The sequence below is a fragment of the Pseudogemmobacter hezensis genome (genome assembly GCF_013155295.1).
GTDB lineage: Bacteria > Pseudomonadota > Alphaproteobacteria > Rhodobacterales > Rhodobacteraceae > Pseudogemmobacter > Pseudogemmobacter hezensis.
In genome coordinates this window covers 285938-302775 of sequence record NZ_JABJXT010000003.1, presented here as the reverse complement: position 1 = coordinate 302775, position 16838 = coordinate 285938, and the positions used below count along the sequence as shown (strand labels likewise).

The following is a 16838-nucleotide window of genomic DNA, read 5'->3' as shown; positions in this document are numbered from 1 at the left end:
CACAGTGAAAACTAAAGCACAGCGCAAACTAAAGCGCAGGGTAGCTGAGGCAAAGGGCCATGATACGGCTTGAAAATCTGACCAAGGTTTTCCGCACTCCCAGTGGCGGCCGCAAGATCGTGGCCGACCATATCAACGCGGTCTTTCCGACCGGGGTGTCGGTGGCGCTGATGGGGCGCAACGGGGCGGGGAAATCGACGCTGATGGATCTGATTTCCGGCAGCATCCGCCCGACCCATGGAAGGGTGGTGACCACGGGCACCGTCTCCTGGCCGGTGGGGTTTGCGGGCTCGTTCCACGCCGATCTGTCCGGCTCGCAGAACACCCGTTTCATCGCCCGCACCTATGGCGTCGATTCGGAAGAGCTTCTGAAATACGTCCAGGATTTCGCCGAGCTGGGCGATCACTTCTATGCCCCGGTGCGCACCTATTCGGCGGGGATGCGCTCGCGTCTGGCCTTTGGCGTCTCGATGGGGGTGCCCTTCGACACCTATCTGGTCGATGAGGTGACCAGCGTCGGCGACACCGCCTTCCGTGAGAAAAGCAAAGCCTATTTCCTGTCGCGTATGCAAAGCGCGGGCGCGATTTTCGTCAGCCATTCCACCGCCCAGGTGCGCGAGTTCTGCCAGACCGGGGCGGTGCTGGAAAAGGGCCGCCTGCGCTATTTCGAGGATCTCGAAGAGGCGATCCACGTTCATGAGACCAATATGAAGGCCTGAGACAGGGCCGGCTGCAAACACCACTTTGCGATCCGGCTGCATTTTCCCCGTGACAAAGCTGTTTTTCGCCTCTAGCTTTCTCGGCATGTCGCACGTTCACGCCACCACCTATGCCGCCGTTTGGTTTTATTACTTCCGCTCATGCCAGCGGATGCGGGCGGCTGTGTAACGCGAGACAGGCGATACTCACCAAAACACCCCGACAAGCCGCTGGTCCGACCGGCGGCTTTCCGTTTTTCGGGGCCTCGGTCAGACCCAAAAGGAAAGACCGAAGGACCAAAATGCCCACCGAGACCAACAATCTGCGCATCGAAGAACTGCGCCCCCTGCCCTCGCCCGCCGAGCTGGCCACCGCCATCCCCCGTGATGAGGCGGTCTCTGCCACCGTCGCCCAAAGCCGCGCCGCAATCCGAGAGATCCTTGCGGGCCGTGACCAGCGGCTTCTGGTGGTGATCGGCCCCTGCTCGATCCACGATCCAAAGGCGGCGATGGATTACGCCCACCGCCTGGCCGAACAGCGCAAACGCCATGCCGACAAGCTGGAAATCGTGATGCGCGTCTATTTTGAAAAGCCGCGCACCACGGTTGGCTGGAAGGGGCTGATCAACGACCCGCATCTTGACGGATCGGACCGGATCGAGGACGGGCTGCCGCTGGCGCGCCGCCTGCTTCTGGACATCAACAGCCTCGGCCTGCCCGCCTCGACCGAGTTCCTCGACCCGATCATGCCGCAGTATTTCGCCGATCTGATCGCCTGGGGCGCAATCGGGGCGCGGACCACAGAAAGCCAGATCCATCGCCAGCTGGCCTCGGGCCTGTCCTGCCCGGTGGGGTTCAAGAACGGCACCGACGGCTCTGTGCAGATGGCGCTGGATGCGATCCTTTCGGCGCGGGGCCAGCACAGCTTCCCGGCGATCACCGCCGATGGCCGCGCCGCAATCGCCCGCACCAGCGGCAACCAGGATTGCCATGTCGTGCTGCGGGGCGGCTCGAAAGGGCCGAATTACAGCGCCGAAGATGTCGAGGCCGTCATGGCGGCGGCGGCAAAAGCCGGGATTGATCCGGGCCTGATGATCGACGCCAGCCATGCCAACAGCGGCAAGGATCCCGCCCGCCAGCCCGGCGTCGTCGCCGATATCGCCGCCCGCATCCGCGCAGGCGAGCGCCGCATCCGGGCGCTGATGGTCGAAAGCAACCTGGTCGCCGGGGCGCAAAAGGTGATCCCGGGTCAGCCCCTGGTCTATGGCCAGTCGATCACCGACGGCTGCATCTCCTGGGATCAGACGGTCGAACTGCTGGACGGGCTGGCCGATGCGGTCAAATCCCCCGAAACCGCACTGGCCTGAAAACTGGCCCGAAAACTGGCCTGAGACCCGATCTCAAAATGCTGGCCGCCGCCGAGGATCCAGGCGGCCAGCTGGCGGATCACCTCGCCCTCGGCCAGGCGACCGCGCCCCTTCAGCGCACATTCCCAGACCACCGCCACCCGCCAGCCCTGATCGCGCAGCGCGGCCTGATTGCGCAGATCCCGGGCCTGATTGCCGCCGAGTTTCTCGCGCCAGAACTCTTGTCTGGTGGCGGGCCAGCGGAACAGATCGCAGCCATGCAGATGCCAGAAACAGCCATTGGCGAAGATCGCCACCCGGTATTTCGGCAAGACCAGATCGGGCCGCCCCGGCAGTGCCCTGACCTGCAGGCGATAGCGAAACCCAAGCGCGAACAGCCCCTTGCGCAGGGTCATCTCGGGCTTTGTATCCGCCGCCCTGATCGCCTGCATATTGCGCCGCCGCGCCGCAGGGCTGTGGATGTCAGCCATCTTTCAGCGCAAGGATGTGGCGGCGCATCTGCCGCGCCACCTCGGCAAAGACCGGCACCGCGACCGAGTTTCCGAACTGGCGATAGGCCTGGGTGTCAGAGACCGGAATGCGGAAACTGTCATCATAGCCCATCAGCCGCGCGCATTCGCGGGGCGTCAGGCGGCGCGGGTTTTTGCCCGGCTGCTGGCGGATCAGGATCTCTGACCCGTCCTTGTAATACCTGGCCGAGAGGGTGCGGGCGATATCGCCCTCGCCCACCAGGCCAAAGCCGAAGCCGTTGCCCTTGGCCCGGTGCTTGGCCGCGTAATCCTGCAGATAGCGCCACAGCTTGTCTGTCAGCGTGTATTTCTCACTGACAACAGCATCGGGGCCGGTGGTGAAATGGCCCTCGGGCGCCTCAGTCCCGTTGCCGGGATGCAGGATCGCGCCCAGGCGGCGGCTGCCATAGGCAGGCAGATCCAGCTGCTCCCAGGCAAAATCGACGGGCTGGCGAAAGCCGACCATCACGATCCGCTCGCGGTGCTGGGGCACGAAATGGCCCGCATCAATCACCTTTGTGAACAGCTGATAGCCCAGCTCTTCGCTCAGCACCCGGCGGATCACGGCGAAGGTATTGCCCTTGTCATGGCTTTGCAGGTTTTTGACATTTTCCAACAAAAACGCCGCCGGACGATGGTGTTTTATCAGCCGCGCCACGTCAAAAAACAACGTGCCCTGGGTTTCATCGGCAAAGCCATGCGCCCGGCCAAGCGCGTTCTTTTTCGACACGCCCGCGATGGAAAACGGCTGGCAGGGAAAGCCCGCGACCAGCACGTCATGGGCGGGCACATCAGCGGCATCAACCTCGCGGATATCGCCTGCGATGGGGCGGTTGTCGGGATAATTCGCGTGATAGGTCTTTTGCGCGAAACGGTCCCATTCCGAGGTGAAGACGCAGCGCCCGCCCGCCGCCTCCATCGCGCGACGAAGGCCGCCGATGCCCGCGAAAAGGTCGATGAATGTGAATGAGCCATCTGCTTCGGGTGCAGGCTGGGCTGCCGCCCGTAAAACGGTCAGCACGGCCTCGCGCGGGGGTTCCTCGCCCCGTTTCCAGCGGTAGATATGACCCTCGGAATAGCCCAGACGCCGGGCGGCCTCGGGCACGGTCCAGCCTGCCTGGGCCAGAAGAAGCTCAAATTCGGTCTGCATCGGGGCCTGGCTTCTCCTGGGAATTTTTCTGACATTATGACAGGTTTCCCCCTTTCGCAACCAATGCTCCCACGCATGATGGCCGCAGCCTGCGACGCCCCGCCGCAGCCTCTGGCGGGGTGGATTTGACCTGGCTCAAGGTCGGGGCGCCTGCGCCGCGTTAGCCCTGCGGCGGGGTCGGCAGATGCCGCACGCACCCCGGATCTATGGGAGTTATCCATGAAAACCGTCCTCCTCGCCCTGGCCATGCTGGCCGCCGGAGCAATCTCGCCCGCCCTTGCGGCCGAGCATGAGGTGAAAATGCTGAACAAAGGCGCCGCAGGCACCATGGTGTTCGAGCCCGACTATATCCGCGCCGAACCGGGTGACGTGATCAAATTCATCCCCACCGACAAAAGCCACAACGTCGAGGCGATCAAAGAGATGATTCCGCCAGGCGCGGCAGTGTTCAAAGGCAAGATCAACCAGGAGCTGGATGTGACCGTCACCGAGCCCGGCATCTACGGCGTCAAATGCACGCCGCATTTCGCGATGGGCATGGTGATGGTGATCCAGGTGGGCGAGGCCCCCACAGATCTGGCAGCGCAAATTGAGCCCCTGAAAGCCACCAAAATGCCGAAGAAAGCCCGAGAGAGGATGGATGCCGCGCTGGACCAGGTGCAGTAACCACAGCCACCAGGCCCGAACGCCGCCCGCCAGCCGGGCGGCGTTTTGCGTTCAGCCCCCGCCACCCAGCCCCCGCCAACGCCCGCCGGGGCAAAGCCGGGGCCGCAATGGCCTGCGCAAAAGGAAACACCCCGACCGGTTGAACCGATCGGGGTGAGGATCTGAGATCCGGCCGAGAGCGCCACCGAAGTGGCGATCAATCAGGCTGCAGCGTTCGCTTTTGCGATTTCACGCTTTATTTTCAGCGCGTCATTCGACAGCTCGGCATCTTTTGCACGGGCAAGGAAGGCATCCAGGCCACCGCGGTGATCGACGCTGCGCAGAGCAGCTGCCGAGATGCGCAGGGTGAAGGTTTTGCCCAGCGTGTCGGATGCCAGCGAAACCTCATTCAGGTTCGGCAGGAAACGACGACGGTTTTTGTTGTTGGCGTGGCTGACCGTGTTGCCGGTCATCGGGCCTTTGCCAGTCAGTTCGCAGACGCGCGACATTGCGGTATCCTTCAGTCTGTTCAGCTTTCGCTGTTTATGGTCAGCTTGCGCTGCTGTTCAAAGGACAAAGCACAGGGAGAATCCCTGCCGTCCGAATTCGATCCTGGGGCAAATACGGGGATTCCGGGGCCGCGTCAAGCGATTCACCTGCATCAGCCCCCCTCTGATGGGCGGAATTCGCAGAAATTCCGCACCTCCATCGGTGACGGGCCTTAACCCCGCCCCAAAGAGGCCAGCATCTGCCGGGCGGCGGCCTCCGGGCTGGCCTCGCCTGCGGCCACATTCACCGCCAGGCGCTGGAAAATGCCGCGCGCGGGCTCGCGCTCCAGCACGGATAGCAGGCCGTGTCGCACCTCTTCACGAAACCAATGCGCCGCCTGGTCTGCACGCCGCAGCGCCCAATGCCCATGCTCGCGCCGCCAGTCTGCAAGGCCCGAAATCTCATCCCAGGCACGGTCAAGCCCCGCGCCGCTATAGGCCGAAACCGGCATCGCCTTTGGAAACCCCTGGGGATCCTGCGCCCGTTTGCGCAACAGCCGCAGCGCCCCGGCATAATCGGCAACCGTGCGGGTGGCGGTGGTCAAAAGCTCGCCATCGGCCTTGTTCACAAGGATCATATCGGCCATTTCCATGATGCCGCGCTTGACGCCCTGCAGCTCATCCCCGCCAGCCGGGGCCATCAGCAGGATGAAAATATCGCAGATTTCGGCGACCATCGTCTCAGACTGGCCGACGCCCACGGTTTCAATCAACACCAGGTCAAAGCCCGCCGCCTCGCAAAGCGCCACCGCCTCACGGCTGCGCCGCGCGACGCCGCCCATATGGGCCTGGCTGGGCGAGGGGCGGATATAGGCGTTGGGGTGGCGCGAAAGCTGCTCCATCCGGGTTTTGTCGCCCAGGATCGAGCCGCCCGAGCGCGCCGAGGACGGGTCAACCGCCAGCACCGCGATCCGCTTGCCCTGATCGGCCAGCTTCATGCCAAAGGCCTCGATAAAGGTCGATTTGCCAACCCCCGGCGTGCCCGACAGCCCCAGCCGCAGGGCCTGCCGCCCGGCGCCGCGCAGGGCTGAGATCAGCGTCACCGCCTGTTCGCGGTGGTCCGGCCGCGCACTTTCGATCAGCGTGATCCCCCGCGCCAGCGCCCGCCGGTCACCGGCCAGAATCGCTGCGGCCATTCCATCGACATCCATCCCCTGCTCCTGGTCTGAGTGCTCAGCTGGCCTGCGGATAAGAGATCACCGACAGATAGCGGGCCGGCAATTTGTTCAGAGCCTCGGGCCCATGCGGCGCATCGGCGTCAAAGAACAGACTGTCCCCGGGCTGCATCAGAAAGGTCTGATCGCCATGGCGGTACACCACCTCGCCCTCAAGCATATAGAGCAGCTCGATCCCATCATGCTGAAACGTCGGGAAAATATCCGATTCTTCTGTCAGGGTGATCAGATAGGGCTCAACAATCACACCCGAGGCGTTTTCTCCGATATGGCCCAAAAGGCTGTATTGATGCCCGGCCCGGGTTCCGGCGCGTTCGGTCACCACCGCCTCGCCCGACTTCACATGCATGACCTGGCGGTTCTCCTCATAACGGCGGAAAAATGAGGTCAGCGGCACCGACAGCGCATGCGCCAGAACCTGCAGCGTGGTCAGCGAGGGCGAGGTGATGCCATTCTCGATCTTTGAGACCATGCCGATCGACAGCCCGGTCTGTTTTGACAGATCGGCAACCGTCATCCCCTTCTGGTGGCGGAAATTGCGAACCGCGCGGCCGATTGCCACCTCAAGCACCTTCTCGCGCGGCTCTGACACCCGATGCGGGTCTTGCGACAGGGCGCGGGCGGGCTCGGCTTTTCCGGATCGGGTGCTCATCAGATTCCTTTCGTCGTGTTCTGCCACGATAACCCCTTAAATCGGCCAGGCGGCCAATAATACCGACAACTCTTTGCGCCAGCCCTTGCGGCAGCTCTTGCAGCGGCCGGGCAAACTGTGACTATCCTAACGGCATATGTTTCCTGAGAGAATAAGAAACATGAACCAGGATGAAAACTGTCTGCATCTGGGATTTCTGATTTTTCCTGGCTTTCCGATGGCCTGCCTGACATCGGCCATCGAGCCGCTGCGGGCCGCCAATGAGATCACCGGCAAGCGGGCTTTTCGCTGGAGCGTGGTCGGCGAAAGCGGGCAGCGGGTGGTTTCCTCGGCAGAGGTCGGCTTTGACCCGGATCTCGCGCTGGCCGATTGCGAGGGGTTCGACCAGCTTTACATCCTGTCCGGCCCCTCGGGACGGTTTGTGAATGCGCGGGGCTCGAATGCGGCGCTGCGGCGGCTGGCACGGCATGGCACTGAGATAGGCGCATTTTCGGGCGGGATCTTTCCGCTGGCGCGATCCGGGCTGCTGGAAGGACATAAGGCCTCAGTCCATTGGTGCTATGAGGCTGCATTCCGGGCCGAATTCGCCGATGTGATCGCCTCGGAAAAGGTGATCACCATTGACCGCGGTCGTCTGACCGCAGCAGGCGCGACAGCCGTGTTCGACCTGATGCTGCGCCTGATTGACCAGCAACTGGGCCCTGAGGCCATGACCGAGGTCGCCTGCTGGTTCCAGCACCCTTTCGTGCGCGGCGAGGATGTGGGGCAAAAGACCCCGGCCCTGCGCTCGGACCGGACAGAGGATATGCTGCCCGCCCCCGTCGCCCGCGCCATCCGGCTTTTCGCGGAACATATCGAGGATCCGATCCAGATCGCCGAAGTGGCCGAGGCGGTGGACCTGTCCTCACGCCAGTTCGACCGTTCTTTCAAGCGCTCAACCGGGCAAAGCCCGCTAAAATATTACCGCCTCCTGCGACTGAAAAAGGCACGACAGATGGCGCTCTATTCAAACGACACCATCACAGAGATCGCGCTGGCGGTGGGCTATACCAGCACGACGCCACTGGTGCGTCATTACCAGCAAGCCTTCGGCGTGACCCCGCAGGAAGACCGCAAAAAGGCCAACAAGTTCCGGGTAACAGAAAACGCGCCGCTTCCCGCGATCTGACCGCAGGCTTCTGGCTGGCTGAGGAAGCCTCCGGCGGGGATATTTAAGAGACAGATGAAATCATCTTTTCCTTTTCATCTGTCTCTAAATATCCCGGGGGAGAGCGGCAAAGCCGCGAGGGGGCAGCGCCCCCTCTGCGACATTTCAACCTCACTGCCTTCGACGTCAGAGCGCCGATCTCGCAGCCGTCACCAACGCATGATGCAGCGACGCCGCCGAGGAGCGGCCGCCATAGACAGTATAGTGCTGACCTGTCTCGCGGCAAATCAGGATACAGCCCAGATGTTCGATCACGGTGCGGCTGGCACTGTCAGCAGCCATTTTACCCAGGTCCAGGTTGCACAGGATCTCAAGCGTAGTGATGCAGCCCTGGCCCTGCAGATCAAAACCGCCCCAGCCATCGGTCTGTTCGGTGATGGATGCGGTATCGCCAAAGCCTTTCTTCAGGATCGGGGCAATATCCTCATGGCTGGCGAATGGGGCCTCAATGAACCACTGATCCTGGCCAGTCCAGATGGCTGTATAAACGCCACCCGTGGCCACCCGCCCCGCCCCCGGCAGATCAAAGCCGAAGAAGGCCTTCGCTGTCGCCTGGAATTGTGCCGGTTTCCCCTGTCGCGCTGACAGCGAGGCCAGCGCGGTATCGGTGCGCTCAGAGATGGTCAGGCCGGGAAAGCTGTCTTTGCGGGGCGTATCGCCCCCCAGCTGGGTGATCGGTTTCAAACGATGATCAGCCACGGAGCCGTTCTCCTTCCGGGTCAACAAAATGGGCCGAGACGACCTTTACCATCACCTCTTCGCCCGCCAGCGGGTTCACGGCACGCAGGGTCTCGCCTTTGCGGGCCGCCCCGTTTTTCAGATAGCCGAGGCCGATGGAATGGCCGAGGCTGGGCGAGAACGCGACCGAGGTCATATAGCCCTGATCGTTTCTCGCATTGGCCTCTGCGCCCTGGTTGATGAAATGCATCCCGCCCAGCAGCGACTTCGACGGATCAACCGGCTGGAAGCCCACCAGATTCAGCGCCTCCGCCTGGTTCATCCCCTCACGCTCCGAGAGCGTCGAGCCGATCGAGTCTTTCTTCTTGTTGACCATGCCGCCCATGCCGAGGTTCAGCGCCGAGGTGGTGCCGTTCAGTTCATTCCCCGCCGCATGGCCCTTTTCGATCCGCATGACGCCAAGCGCCTCGGTGCCATAGACGACCGCGTTGAACTCGCGGCCCGCCTCCATCATGGCGCGCACAAGCCCGTCGCCGTAGCGGGTCGGGACCGCGATCTCATAGGCCAGCTCGCCCGAGAAGGAGATCCGGAAGAGGCGCGCGCGAAACCCGCCGCAGACGGTGATTTCGCCGCAGCCCATATAGGGAAAGGCCTCGTTCGAGATGTCATGTTCGGGGTCGACGATCTTTTGCAGCAGGTTCCGCGCATTGGGGCCGGCGACCGAGAATTGCGCCCAGGCCTCGGTGGTCGAGATGATCTGCACGTCCAGATCGGGCCAGAGGCATTGGCGGCAAAACTCCATATGCCGGTAGACGCCGACCGCATTCGCGGTGGTGGTGGTGGTGACGAAATGATCCTCGGCGAGGCGCGCCGTGGTGCCGTCATCCATCGCCATGCCGTCTTCGCGCAGCATGAGGCCGTAGCGGACCTTGCCGACCGGCAGCTTGCCAAAGGGATTGCAATAGATGCGGTTCAGGAACTCTGCCGCATCCGGGCCCTGGACGTCGATCTTTCCCAAGGTTGTCACATCGCAGATGCCGACCGAGCCGCGGGTTGCCAGCACCTCGCGGTCGACCGATTGGCGCCAATGGGTTTCCCCCGCTTTCGGCAGCCATTGCGCCCGCATCCACATGCCGACCTCGACAAAGACCGCGCCCTGTTCGGCTGCCCATTTATGGCTGGGCGTCAGGCGTTTAGGGCGGAAATCGGCACCAGCCGAGCGACCCGCGAAGGCCGCAATCGGCACCGGCGTATAAGGCGGGCGGTAGATCGTGGTGCCGGTCTCGGGGATCGACTTGCCGGTCATCTCTGCCATGACCGCCAGGCCCGAGATATTCGAGGTCTTGCCCTGATCGGTCGCCATACCCATCGTGGTATAGCGCTTCAGGTGCTCGACCGAGCGGAAGCCCTCCTGATGCGCCAGTTTGACATCCTTGACGGTGACATCGTTCTGCTGATCCAGCCAGGCGCGGCCCTTGTGGGGCACATACCAGAGGGGCGTGACGCGGATCGGTGCGTCCTCGGCCTGGGGCAGGTCGGCGGATTTCACCGTCAGACCAAGTCCTTCCAGCGCCTGGCCTGCGGCGGCTGCGCCAGAGGCCAGAGCACCTGCGGTTGAAAGCTGGCCATTGGCCGCCCCCGCAACCACCATTCCGACGGGCAGCGTGCCGGGGACGAAAGCCGCAAGCTCTGCGTTCCAGACCGGCAGACCCCGCTGATGGCAGGTCAGATGCACATTCGGGTTCCAGCCGCCCGAGACACCAAGCGCCTCGGTGGCGATCTGGCGGGTCTCGCCCGAGGCCAGTTTCACCTTGATCGAGGACAGGCCAAGGCGGCCCTTTGCATCCGTGACCACCGCGCCGCGCAGGTGCTCGGCACCCGTGAAAGCGGGACCATCGGCCCGACTGTCGATCACGGCGGCGACCTTCACGCCCTTCGCCAGCAGATCCGATGCCGTGCGCAAGCCATCGTCGTTATTGGTGAAAACGGCGACCGTCTGGCCCGGCGTCGCGGCCCAGCGATTGGCATAGGCACGCATCGCACCGGCCAGCATCACGCCGGGGCGGTCGTTGTTTTTGAACGCAATCGGGCGTTCGGTCGCGCCTGCGGCCAGCACGGCGCGTTGGCTGTAGATCCGCCACAGGATCTGGCGCGGCTTGCCGCTTGCAGGCGTTGCGATGTGATCCGAGACCCGCTCCAGCGCACCATAGATGCCGTGATCAAAGGCGCCGATCACCACCGTCCGGGTCAGGATGCGCACATTCGGCAGGCTGGTAAGCTCGGCAATCGCCGCCCTGGCCCAGTCAGCCCCCGAGGCATCGCCCAGGGTAAATGTCTCGGCATTCAGCCGCCCGCCCGGCGTGAAATCCTCATCCGCCAGGATCACCCTTGCGCCCGAGCGCCCCGCCGTCAGCGCCGCCGCCAGACCCGCCGGACCCGCGCCGATCACCAGCAGATCGCAATGCAGGAAACCCTTGTCATAATGATCCGGGTCGTCCTGCATCGACAGGCTGCCAAGCCCTGCCGCGCGGCGGATCATCGGCTCATACAGCTTTTCCCAAAACGCCTTCGGCCACATGAAGGTCTTGTAGTAGAACCCCGCCGCGAAGAAGGACGACAGCCGATCATTGATCGCCAGAAAATCAAATTTCAGCGAGCCGACATGGTTCTGGCTTTTCGCCGACAGCCCCTCAAACAATTCCGCAATGGTGGCGCGGGTATTCGGCTCTTGCCGGGCCCCCGTGCGCAATTCGACAATCGCGTTCGGCTCTTCCGAACCCGAAGATATCGGCCCGCGCGGGCGGTGATATTTGAACGAGCGCCCCATCAGCCGCACGCCATTGGCCAGCAGCGCCGAGGCCAGCGTGTCGCCCTCATAGCCCTGATAGCTGGCACCATCGAAGGTGAAGTTCAGCGGCTTTGCCCGGTTCAGCAACCCACCGGAAAGACGGTTCTTCTGGCTCATTTTGAGCGCCCCCGGCTGCGGGCCACATCGCGGGCCAGTTCGACTTTGGTGATCTCATGGGTCAGCGTGTTGCGGGTCACGACCAGCCAGGAGCGGTCGCCCTGCTCGTGGAACCACAGCTCCTGGTGCAGGCCAGCGGGGTTTTCGCGCTGATAGAGATATTCATAGAAGGCATCGACCGCGCCTTCGGCCTGCCAGTCCGGGCGGTCGATCAGCGAGGCATCGCCCAGGTAAACAAATTCCTGCGAGTCGCGCGGCCCCAGCAGCGGGTGATTGATAATCATCTCACGGTCCTCAATGCAGATTGGGTTGGGCGCCCATGCCCTTTTCGTCGATCATCAGCCCTTTGCGGAACCGGTCGAACCGATAGGCCGTCGCCACGGAATGCGGCTGATCATTGGCCAGCAGATGCGCAAAGCACCAGCCGCTGGCGGGCGTCGCCTTGAACCCGCCATAGCACCAGCCGCCGTTGAAATAGAGGCCGTCGATATCGGTCCTGTCGATGATGGGCGATCCATCCATCGACATATCCATGATACCGCCCCAGATGCGCAGCAGCCGCGCGCGGCCGATCATCGGCATCAGGGACATGCCGCCCTCGCAGACGTCCTCGACCACCGGCAGATTGCCGCGCTGTGCATAGGTGTTGTAGCCGTCGATATCGCCGCCAAACACCAGGCCGCCCTTGTCGGATTGGCTGACATAGAAATGGCCCGCGCCATAGGTGATGACGCCCGGCAGCAGCGGCTTGAGGCCTTCCGACACGAAGGCCTGCAGCACATGGCTTTCAATCGGCAGGCGGTGGATGCCCGCCTGGGCCATGACCTTGCCCGAGGATCCCGCCACTGCACAGCCGATCTTATTCGCGCCGATAAAACCACGGGTGGTTTCCACGCCCAGCACCTTGCCGTTTTCGATTTTGAACCCGGTGACCTCGCAATTCTGGATGATGTCGACGCCGCGCTGATCGGCGCCACGGGCATAGCCCCAGGCCACCGCATCATGGCGCACGGTGCCGCCCCTCGGCTGCAAAAGACCGCCTTTGATCGGAAAGCGCGCATTGTCGAAGTTCAGGAAAGGCGCCATCTGGCGAACCTGTTCGCGGTCCAGCAGCTCTGCATCGACCCCGTTCAGCCGCATCGCATTGCCGCGCCTGCGCATCGCGTCACGCTGCGCATCCGTGTGGCAAAGGTTCAGCACGCCGCGCTGGCTGACCATGGCGTTATAGTTGAAATCCTGTTCGAGATTTTCCCAGAGTTTCATGGAAAACTCGTAGAACGGCTCATTCCCGTCCAGCAGATAGTTCGAGCGGATGATCGTCGTGTTCCGCCCCACATTGCCGCCGCCGATCCAGCCCTTTTCCAGCACCGCAACATTGGCGCGGCCGAAGATCTTCGCCAGATAATAGGCCGTCGCCAGCCCATGCCCGCCGCCACCTATGATGATGATATCATAGTGTTTTTTCGGCTCCGGGTCGCGCCAGGCGGGCGTCCAGCCCTTATGGCCGGTCAGGGCCTCTTTGATCACCTTAAAGCCAGAGTATCGCATCACATCCCCGCGCCGAAACTTCCCCCAGTTTCAGGATTTTCGCGGGCCTGAACCCTCTTGTTTCAGACAACGACCCTTCCATTTCGGACATCGGGCGAAATTCCCTTCCGCCCCCCACCGCACGCCAGGCAATGGCAGGATGACAGACGTCTGTCAGAAAATGATTGACGTATATCATTCCCTCATCTCTTCTGATCGGCGGGAGGAGAATCGAATGCGCAAGCCGACGCTGCAGGATGTGGCGCGGGCTGCGGGCGTGAGCTATGCGACGGCCGACCGTGTTCTGAACGCACGCGGCAATGTCGCCGAGAAATCCACGCGCCGCGTCCTGCAGGCCATCGAGACGCTCGGGTATGAGCGTGATCTGCATGCCGCGAACCTGTCGCGCGGGCGCATTTATCATTTCCGTTTTCTGCTGCCCGGCGGCGATCACAGCTTTTTCCGCGCCCTGCGTCAGGCGGTCGAGGCCGAGGCCAGCCTGCGCCGCATTGACCGTATCCGCTTTTCGCTGACTGAGGTGCCAACTCTGGACAGCGACGCCCTGGCACGCGCACTGGAAGAACTGCCCCGCGACTGTGACGCCGTTGCGGTGGTTGCGACCGAGACGCCCCGCATCTCTGCCGCGATTGCTGCCCTCAGCGCGGCCCATATCCCGGTGGTGACGCTGGTCGGCGATGCCGCCGCTGACATCCGCGCCGCCTATGTCGGCATCGACAATATCATCGCGGGTCGCACCGCCGGGCGGCTGATGCGGATTGCCCATATGGCGCGGCCCGCAACCGACCCTGGCCTGATCCTGCCCATCATCGGCGCCATGAGCGCCCGCGACCACCGCGACCGGCTTATGGGCGCAAAAGCCGTGCTGGATGGCAGCGGCCAACAGCTGCTGGAGGCGGTGGTCGTCGATGACCGTCACGATCTGATGCGTCAGCGCGTCACGGCGGCGCTGGCGAAAACCCCTGCCATCAGCGGCATCTATTCCATCGGCGCCGGCAATCGCGGGCTGATCGACATCCTCGCCCGGATCAGCGGGCCGCGCCCCTTTGTCATCATGCATGACCTGACGCCCACGACCCGGGCAGGGCTGGAATCCGGCCTGGTCGATGCGGTGATCGACCAGAAACCCGCCCAGGAAATCGCGCTGGCGGTCGATGTGATGAAGGCGCTGGCCGATGGGCGCGAACTGCCTGATCCGGCCCGCGATATTACGCCCACGATTTACGTCAAAGACAACCTTCCGGCGGCCCTGCCCCTGACGGCCCCCGCCCCTTTGGCTGCAGGAGAGACCCCATGAGCGGCTATTTCAGCGCCATCGCCCCGGTCAGATATGCCCCCGAGGCAGAAGGCCTCGCCTATCGTCACTACAACCCCGACGAAATCGTGCTGGGCAAACGGATGGAGGATCACCTGCGCTTTGCCGTCGCCTGGTGGCACTCTTTCGCCTGGGAGGGCGGCGATCCCTTTGGCGGCCGCACCTTTGAGCGCCCCTGGTTCCCCGCCGACACGATGGCACTGGCAAAGACCCGTGCCGATGCGGCCTTTGACCTTTTCCGCATTCTGGGCGTGCCCTTCTACTGCTTCCACGACCATGACATCCGCCCCGAGGGCAGCAATCTGCGCGAAAGCCGCGCCCGGCTGGAAGAGATCGCCGATTACCTTCAGGCGAAGATGGAGGCAGGCGGGCCAGGGCTGCTTTGGGGCACCGCGAACCTGTTCACGAACCGCCGCTACATGGCGGGCGCGGCCTCAAACCCCGACCCGGATGTTTTCGCCTATTCGGCCTCTGTCGTGCGCGGCGTGATGGAGGTGACCCATCGCCTGGGCGGTGAAAATTATGTGCTTTGGGGCGGGCGTGAGGGCTATGAGACACTGCTGAACACCGATCTGGGCCAGGAGCTGGACCATATGGGCCGCTTCCTGAACCTGGTGGTCGAGCATAAGCACAAGATCGGCTTCAAAGGCGCAATCCTGCTGGAGCCGAAACCCCAGGAGCCGACCAAGCATCAATATGATTTCGATGTCGCCACCTGCTACGGTTTCCTCAAACGCTATGGCCTTGAAAATGAGGTAAAGCTGAACATCGAGCAGGGCCATGCGATCCTTGCCGGCCATTCCTTCGAGCATGAGCTGGCACTCGCGCGGACGCTTGGCATCTTTGGCTCGATCGACATGAACCGGAACGATTACCAGTCCGGCTGGGACACCGATCAGTTCCCCAACAATGTCTCTGAGACCGCGCTGGCCTATTATGAGGTGCTGAAAGCGGGCGGCTTCACCACCGGCGGCACCAATTTCGACGCAAAACTGCGCCGCCAGTCGCTGGATCCGGTGGATCTGGTCGCCGCCCATGTCGGCGCGATGGATGTCTGCGCGCGGGGCCTGAAAGCGGCAGCAAAGATGCTGGAAGAGGGCCGCCTGGAAGAGGCCCGCAAGGCCCGCTATGCCGGATGGCAACGTGCTGATGCCCAGGCAATGCTGGCCAAAGGCGCAACGCTTGCCGGGATCGCTGACCAGGCCGAGGCAGCCGGGCTTGATCCGCAGCCCGTCTCGGGCCGGCAGGAAATTCTGGAAAACCTGGTCAACCGCTACGTCTGACCAACCGCTGAAACGGTCAAACCTGGGGAGGAGAGACCATGAAAACGATCAAAGGGCCAGGCCTGTTCCTGGCGCAATTCGCAAGCGATGCCGCGCCGTTCAATTCCTGGGACAGCATCACGAAATGGGCCGCTGACATCGGCTATAAGGGCGTGCAGGTGCCCAGCTGGGACGGGCGGCTGATCGATCTGGATCTTGCCGCCACCAGCAAGGAGTACTGCGACGAATTCAAAGGCATAGCGGCAGCGAATGGCGTCGTGGTGACCGAGCTTTCGACCCATCTTCAGGGCCAGCTGGTCGCCACCCATCCCGCCTATGATGAGGCCTTTGATGGCTTTGCCGCGCCCCAGGTGCGCGGCAACCCCAAGGCGCGGCAGGAATGGGCGGTGACCCAGGTGAAAAACGCGCTGAGCGCCAGCAGGAACATGGGGCTGACGGCGCAGGCCTCCTTCTCTGGCGCGCTGGCCTGGCCCTTTGTCTACCCCTGGCCGCAGCGCCCGGCGGGTCTGGTCGAAACCGCCTTTGACGAGCTGGCCCGCCGCTGGAAGCCGATCCTCGATCACGCCGAGGACTGCGGCGTCGATATCTGCTATGAGATCCACCCCGGCGAAGACCTGCACGACGGCATCACCTATGAGATGTTCTGGGAACGCACCGGCAATCATCCCCGCGCCTGCATGCTTTACGATCCCTCGCATTACGTGCTGCAATGCCTGGATTACCTCGACAATATAGACATTTACCGCGACCGCATCCGCATGTTCCACGTCAAGGATGCCGAGTTCAACCCGACCGGGCGGCAGGGCGTCTATGGCGGCTTTCAGTCATGGGTGAACCGGGCCGGACGCTTCCGGTCCTTAGGCGACGGCCAGGTCGATTTCGGCGCGGTATTCTCAAAAATGGCCGCCAATGACTTCGACGGCTGGGCCGTGGTCGAATGGGAATGTGCGCTGAAACACCCCGAGGATGGCGCGCGTGAGGGGGCCGAATTCGTCAAACAGCACATCATCCGCGTCACCGACAAGGCCTTTGACGATTTCGCCGACGGCGGCACCGATCAGGCCGCCAATCGCCGCATGCTGGGGCTGTAAGGGGGGCTGA

General features: G+C 63.1%; 16 protein-coding genes. 7 read left to right on the top strand and 9 right to left on the bottom strand.

Going from position 1 to position 16838, the window contains the following annotated elements; all coding sequences use genetic code 11:
- Window positions 1-59: 59 nt before the first annotated feature.
- Both HOY34_RS05335 and HOY34_RS05330 read left to right on the top strand, forming a co-directional pair.
- Window positions 60-719, top strand: coding sequence for an ABC transporter ATP-binding protein (locus HOY34_RS05335; RefSeq protein ID WP_172360549.1), 660 nt, complete (start codon window positions 60-62; stop codon window positions 717-719).
- Window positions 720-1000: 281 nt separating this feature from the next.
- The gene (locus HOY34_RS05330) at window positions 1001-2065 is read left to right on the top strand and encodes a 3-deoxy-7-phosphoheptulonate synthase (protein ID WP_172360547.1); all 1065 of its coding nucleotides are present in this window, start codon (window positions 1001-1003) and stop codon (window positions 2063-2065) included.
- On the opposite strand, the gene HOY34_RS05325 is transcribed toward HOY34_RS05330, so the two are convergent.
- Both HOY34_RS05325 and dcm read right to left on the bottom strand, forming a co-directional pair.
- Window positions 1999-2535: a very short patch repair endonuclease gene (locus HOY34_RS05325; protein ID WP_172360545.1), complete on the bottom strand. Its 537-nt coding sequence runs from the start codon at window positions 2533-2535 to the stop codon at window positions 1999-2001. The genes HOY34_RS05330 and HOY34_RS05325 overlap by 67 nt on opposite strands.
- Window positions 2528-3724, bottom strand: coding sequence for a DNA (cytosine-5-)-methyltransferase (gene dcm, locus HOY34_RS05320; protein ID WP_172360543.1), 1197 nt, complete (start codon window positions 3722-3724; stop codon window positions 2528-2530). The genes HOY34_RS05325 and dcm overlap by 8 nt, the downstream gene beginning before the upstream one ends.
- 219 nt (window positions 3725-3943) lie before the next feature.
- On the opposite strand from dcm, the gene HOY34_RS05315 reads away from it, so the two are divergent.
- On the top strand, window positions 3944-4390 hold the full coding sequence (locus tag HOY34_RS05315) for a pseudoazurin (protein ID WP_172360541.1): 447 nt from the start codon (window positions 3944-3946) through the stop codon (window positions 4388-4390).
- Between the two features lie 200 nt (window positions 4391-4590).
- Here the strand turns inward: HOY34_RS05315 and rpmB are convergent, their stop codons facing one another.
- The 3 genes from rpmB to HOY34_RS05300 all read right to left on the bottom strand — a co-directional run bounded on the left by rpmB (window position 4591) and on the right by HOY34_RS05300 (window position 6744).
- Window positions 4591-4878, bottom strand: coding sequence for a 50S ribosomal protein L28 (gene rpmB, locus HOY34_RS05310; RefSeq protein ID WP_172360539.1), 288 nt, complete (start codon window positions 4876-4878; stop codon window positions 4591-4593).
- A gap of 212 nt (window positions 4879-5090) precedes the next feature.
- The gene (meaB, locus tag HOY34_RS05305; RefSeq protein ID WP_172360537.1) at window positions 5091-6068 is read right to left on the bottom strand and encodes a methylmalonyl Co-A mutase-associated GTPase MeaB; all 978 of its coding nucleotides are present in this window, start codon (window positions 6066-6068) and stop codon (window positions 5091-5093) included.
- A gap of 22 nt (window positions 6069-6090) precedes the next feature.
- On the bottom strand, window positions 6091-6744 hold the full coding sequence (locus tag HOY34_RS05300) for a helix-turn-helix domain-containing protein (protein ID WP_172360535.1): 654 nt from the start codon (window positions 6742-6744) through the stop codon (window positions 6091-6093).
- Between the two features lie 160 nt (window positions 6745-6904).
- Here HOY34_RS05300 and HOY34_RS05295 point away from each other — a divergent pair, with 160 nt between their 5' ends.
- Entirely contained in the window at window positions 6905-7912 is a 1008-nt protein-coding gene (locus tag HOY34_RS05295) for a GlxA family transcriptional regulator (RefSeq protein ID WP_172360533.1), read from the top strand.
- A gap of 165 nt (window positions 7913-8077) precedes the next feature.
- On the opposite strand, the gene HOY34_RS05290 is transcribed toward HOY34_RS05295, so the two are convergent.
- Genes HOY34_RS05290 through HOY34_RS05275 form a run of 4 tightly spaced genes read right to left on the bottom strand, consistent with a single transcriptional unit; the run spans window position 8078 to window position 13142 of the window.
- Complete coding sequence (locus HOY34_RS05290; protein ID WP_172360531.1) at window positions 8078-8650, bottom strand: sarcosine oxidase subunit gamma; 573 nt, start codon at window positions 8648-8650, stop codon at window positions 8078-8080.
- A complete protein-coding gene (locus HOY34_RS05285; protein ID WP_172360529.1) occupies window positions 8643-11594 on the bottom strand; it encodes a sarcosine oxidase subunit alpha family protein in 2952 nt (983 codons plus the stop codon). Before HOY34_RS05285 ends, HOY34_RS05290 begins: the two co-directional genes overlap by 8 nt.
- A complete protein-coding gene (locus HOY34_RS05280; protein WP_172360527.1) occupies window positions 11591-11878 on the bottom strand; it encodes a sarcosine oxidase subunit delta in 288 nt (95 codons plus the stop codon). The genes HOY34_RS05285 and HOY34_RS05280 overlap by 4 nt, the downstream gene beginning before the upstream one ends.
- A 10-nt stretch (window positions 11879-11888) precedes the next feature.
- Window positions 11889-13142, bottom strand: a complete 1254-nt coding sequence (locus HOY34_RS05275) for a sarcosine oxidase subunit beta family protein (RefSeq protein WP_172360525.1) — start codon at window positions 13140-13142, stop codon at window positions 11889-11891.
- A gap of 214 nt (window positions 13143-13356) precedes the next feature.
- Between HOY34_RS05275 and HOY34_RS05270 the strand changes: the two genes are divergently transcribed.
- From HOY34_RS05270 to HOY34_RS05260, 3 genes are read left to right on the top strand one after another with little or no spacing between them, the layout of a single operon-like run.
- On the top strand, window positions 13357-14436 hold the full coding sequence (locus HOY34_RS05270) for a LacI family DNA-binding transcriptional regulator (RefSeq protein ID WP_172360523.1): 1080 nt from the start codon (window positions 13357-13359) through the stop codon (window positions 14434-14436).
- The gene (gene xylA, locus HOY34_RS05265; protein ID WP_172360521.1) at window positions 14433-15737 is read left to right on the top strand and encodes a xylose isomerase; all 1305 of its coding nucleotides are present in this window, start codon (window positions 14433-14435) and stop codon (window positions 15735-15737) included. The genes HOY34_RS05270 and xylA overlap by 4 nt, the downstream gene beginning before the upstream one ends.
- 38 nt (window positions 15738-15775) lie before the next feature.
- Window positions 15776-16828 carry a sugar phosphate isomerase/epimerase family protein gene (locus tag HOY34_RS05260; protein WP_172360519.1) on the top strand — a complete coding sequence of 351 codons (1053 nt, stop codon included), beginning with the start codon at window positions 15776-15778 and terminating at the stop codon, window positions 16826-16828.
- Window positions 16829-16838: the final 10 nt, after the last annotated feature.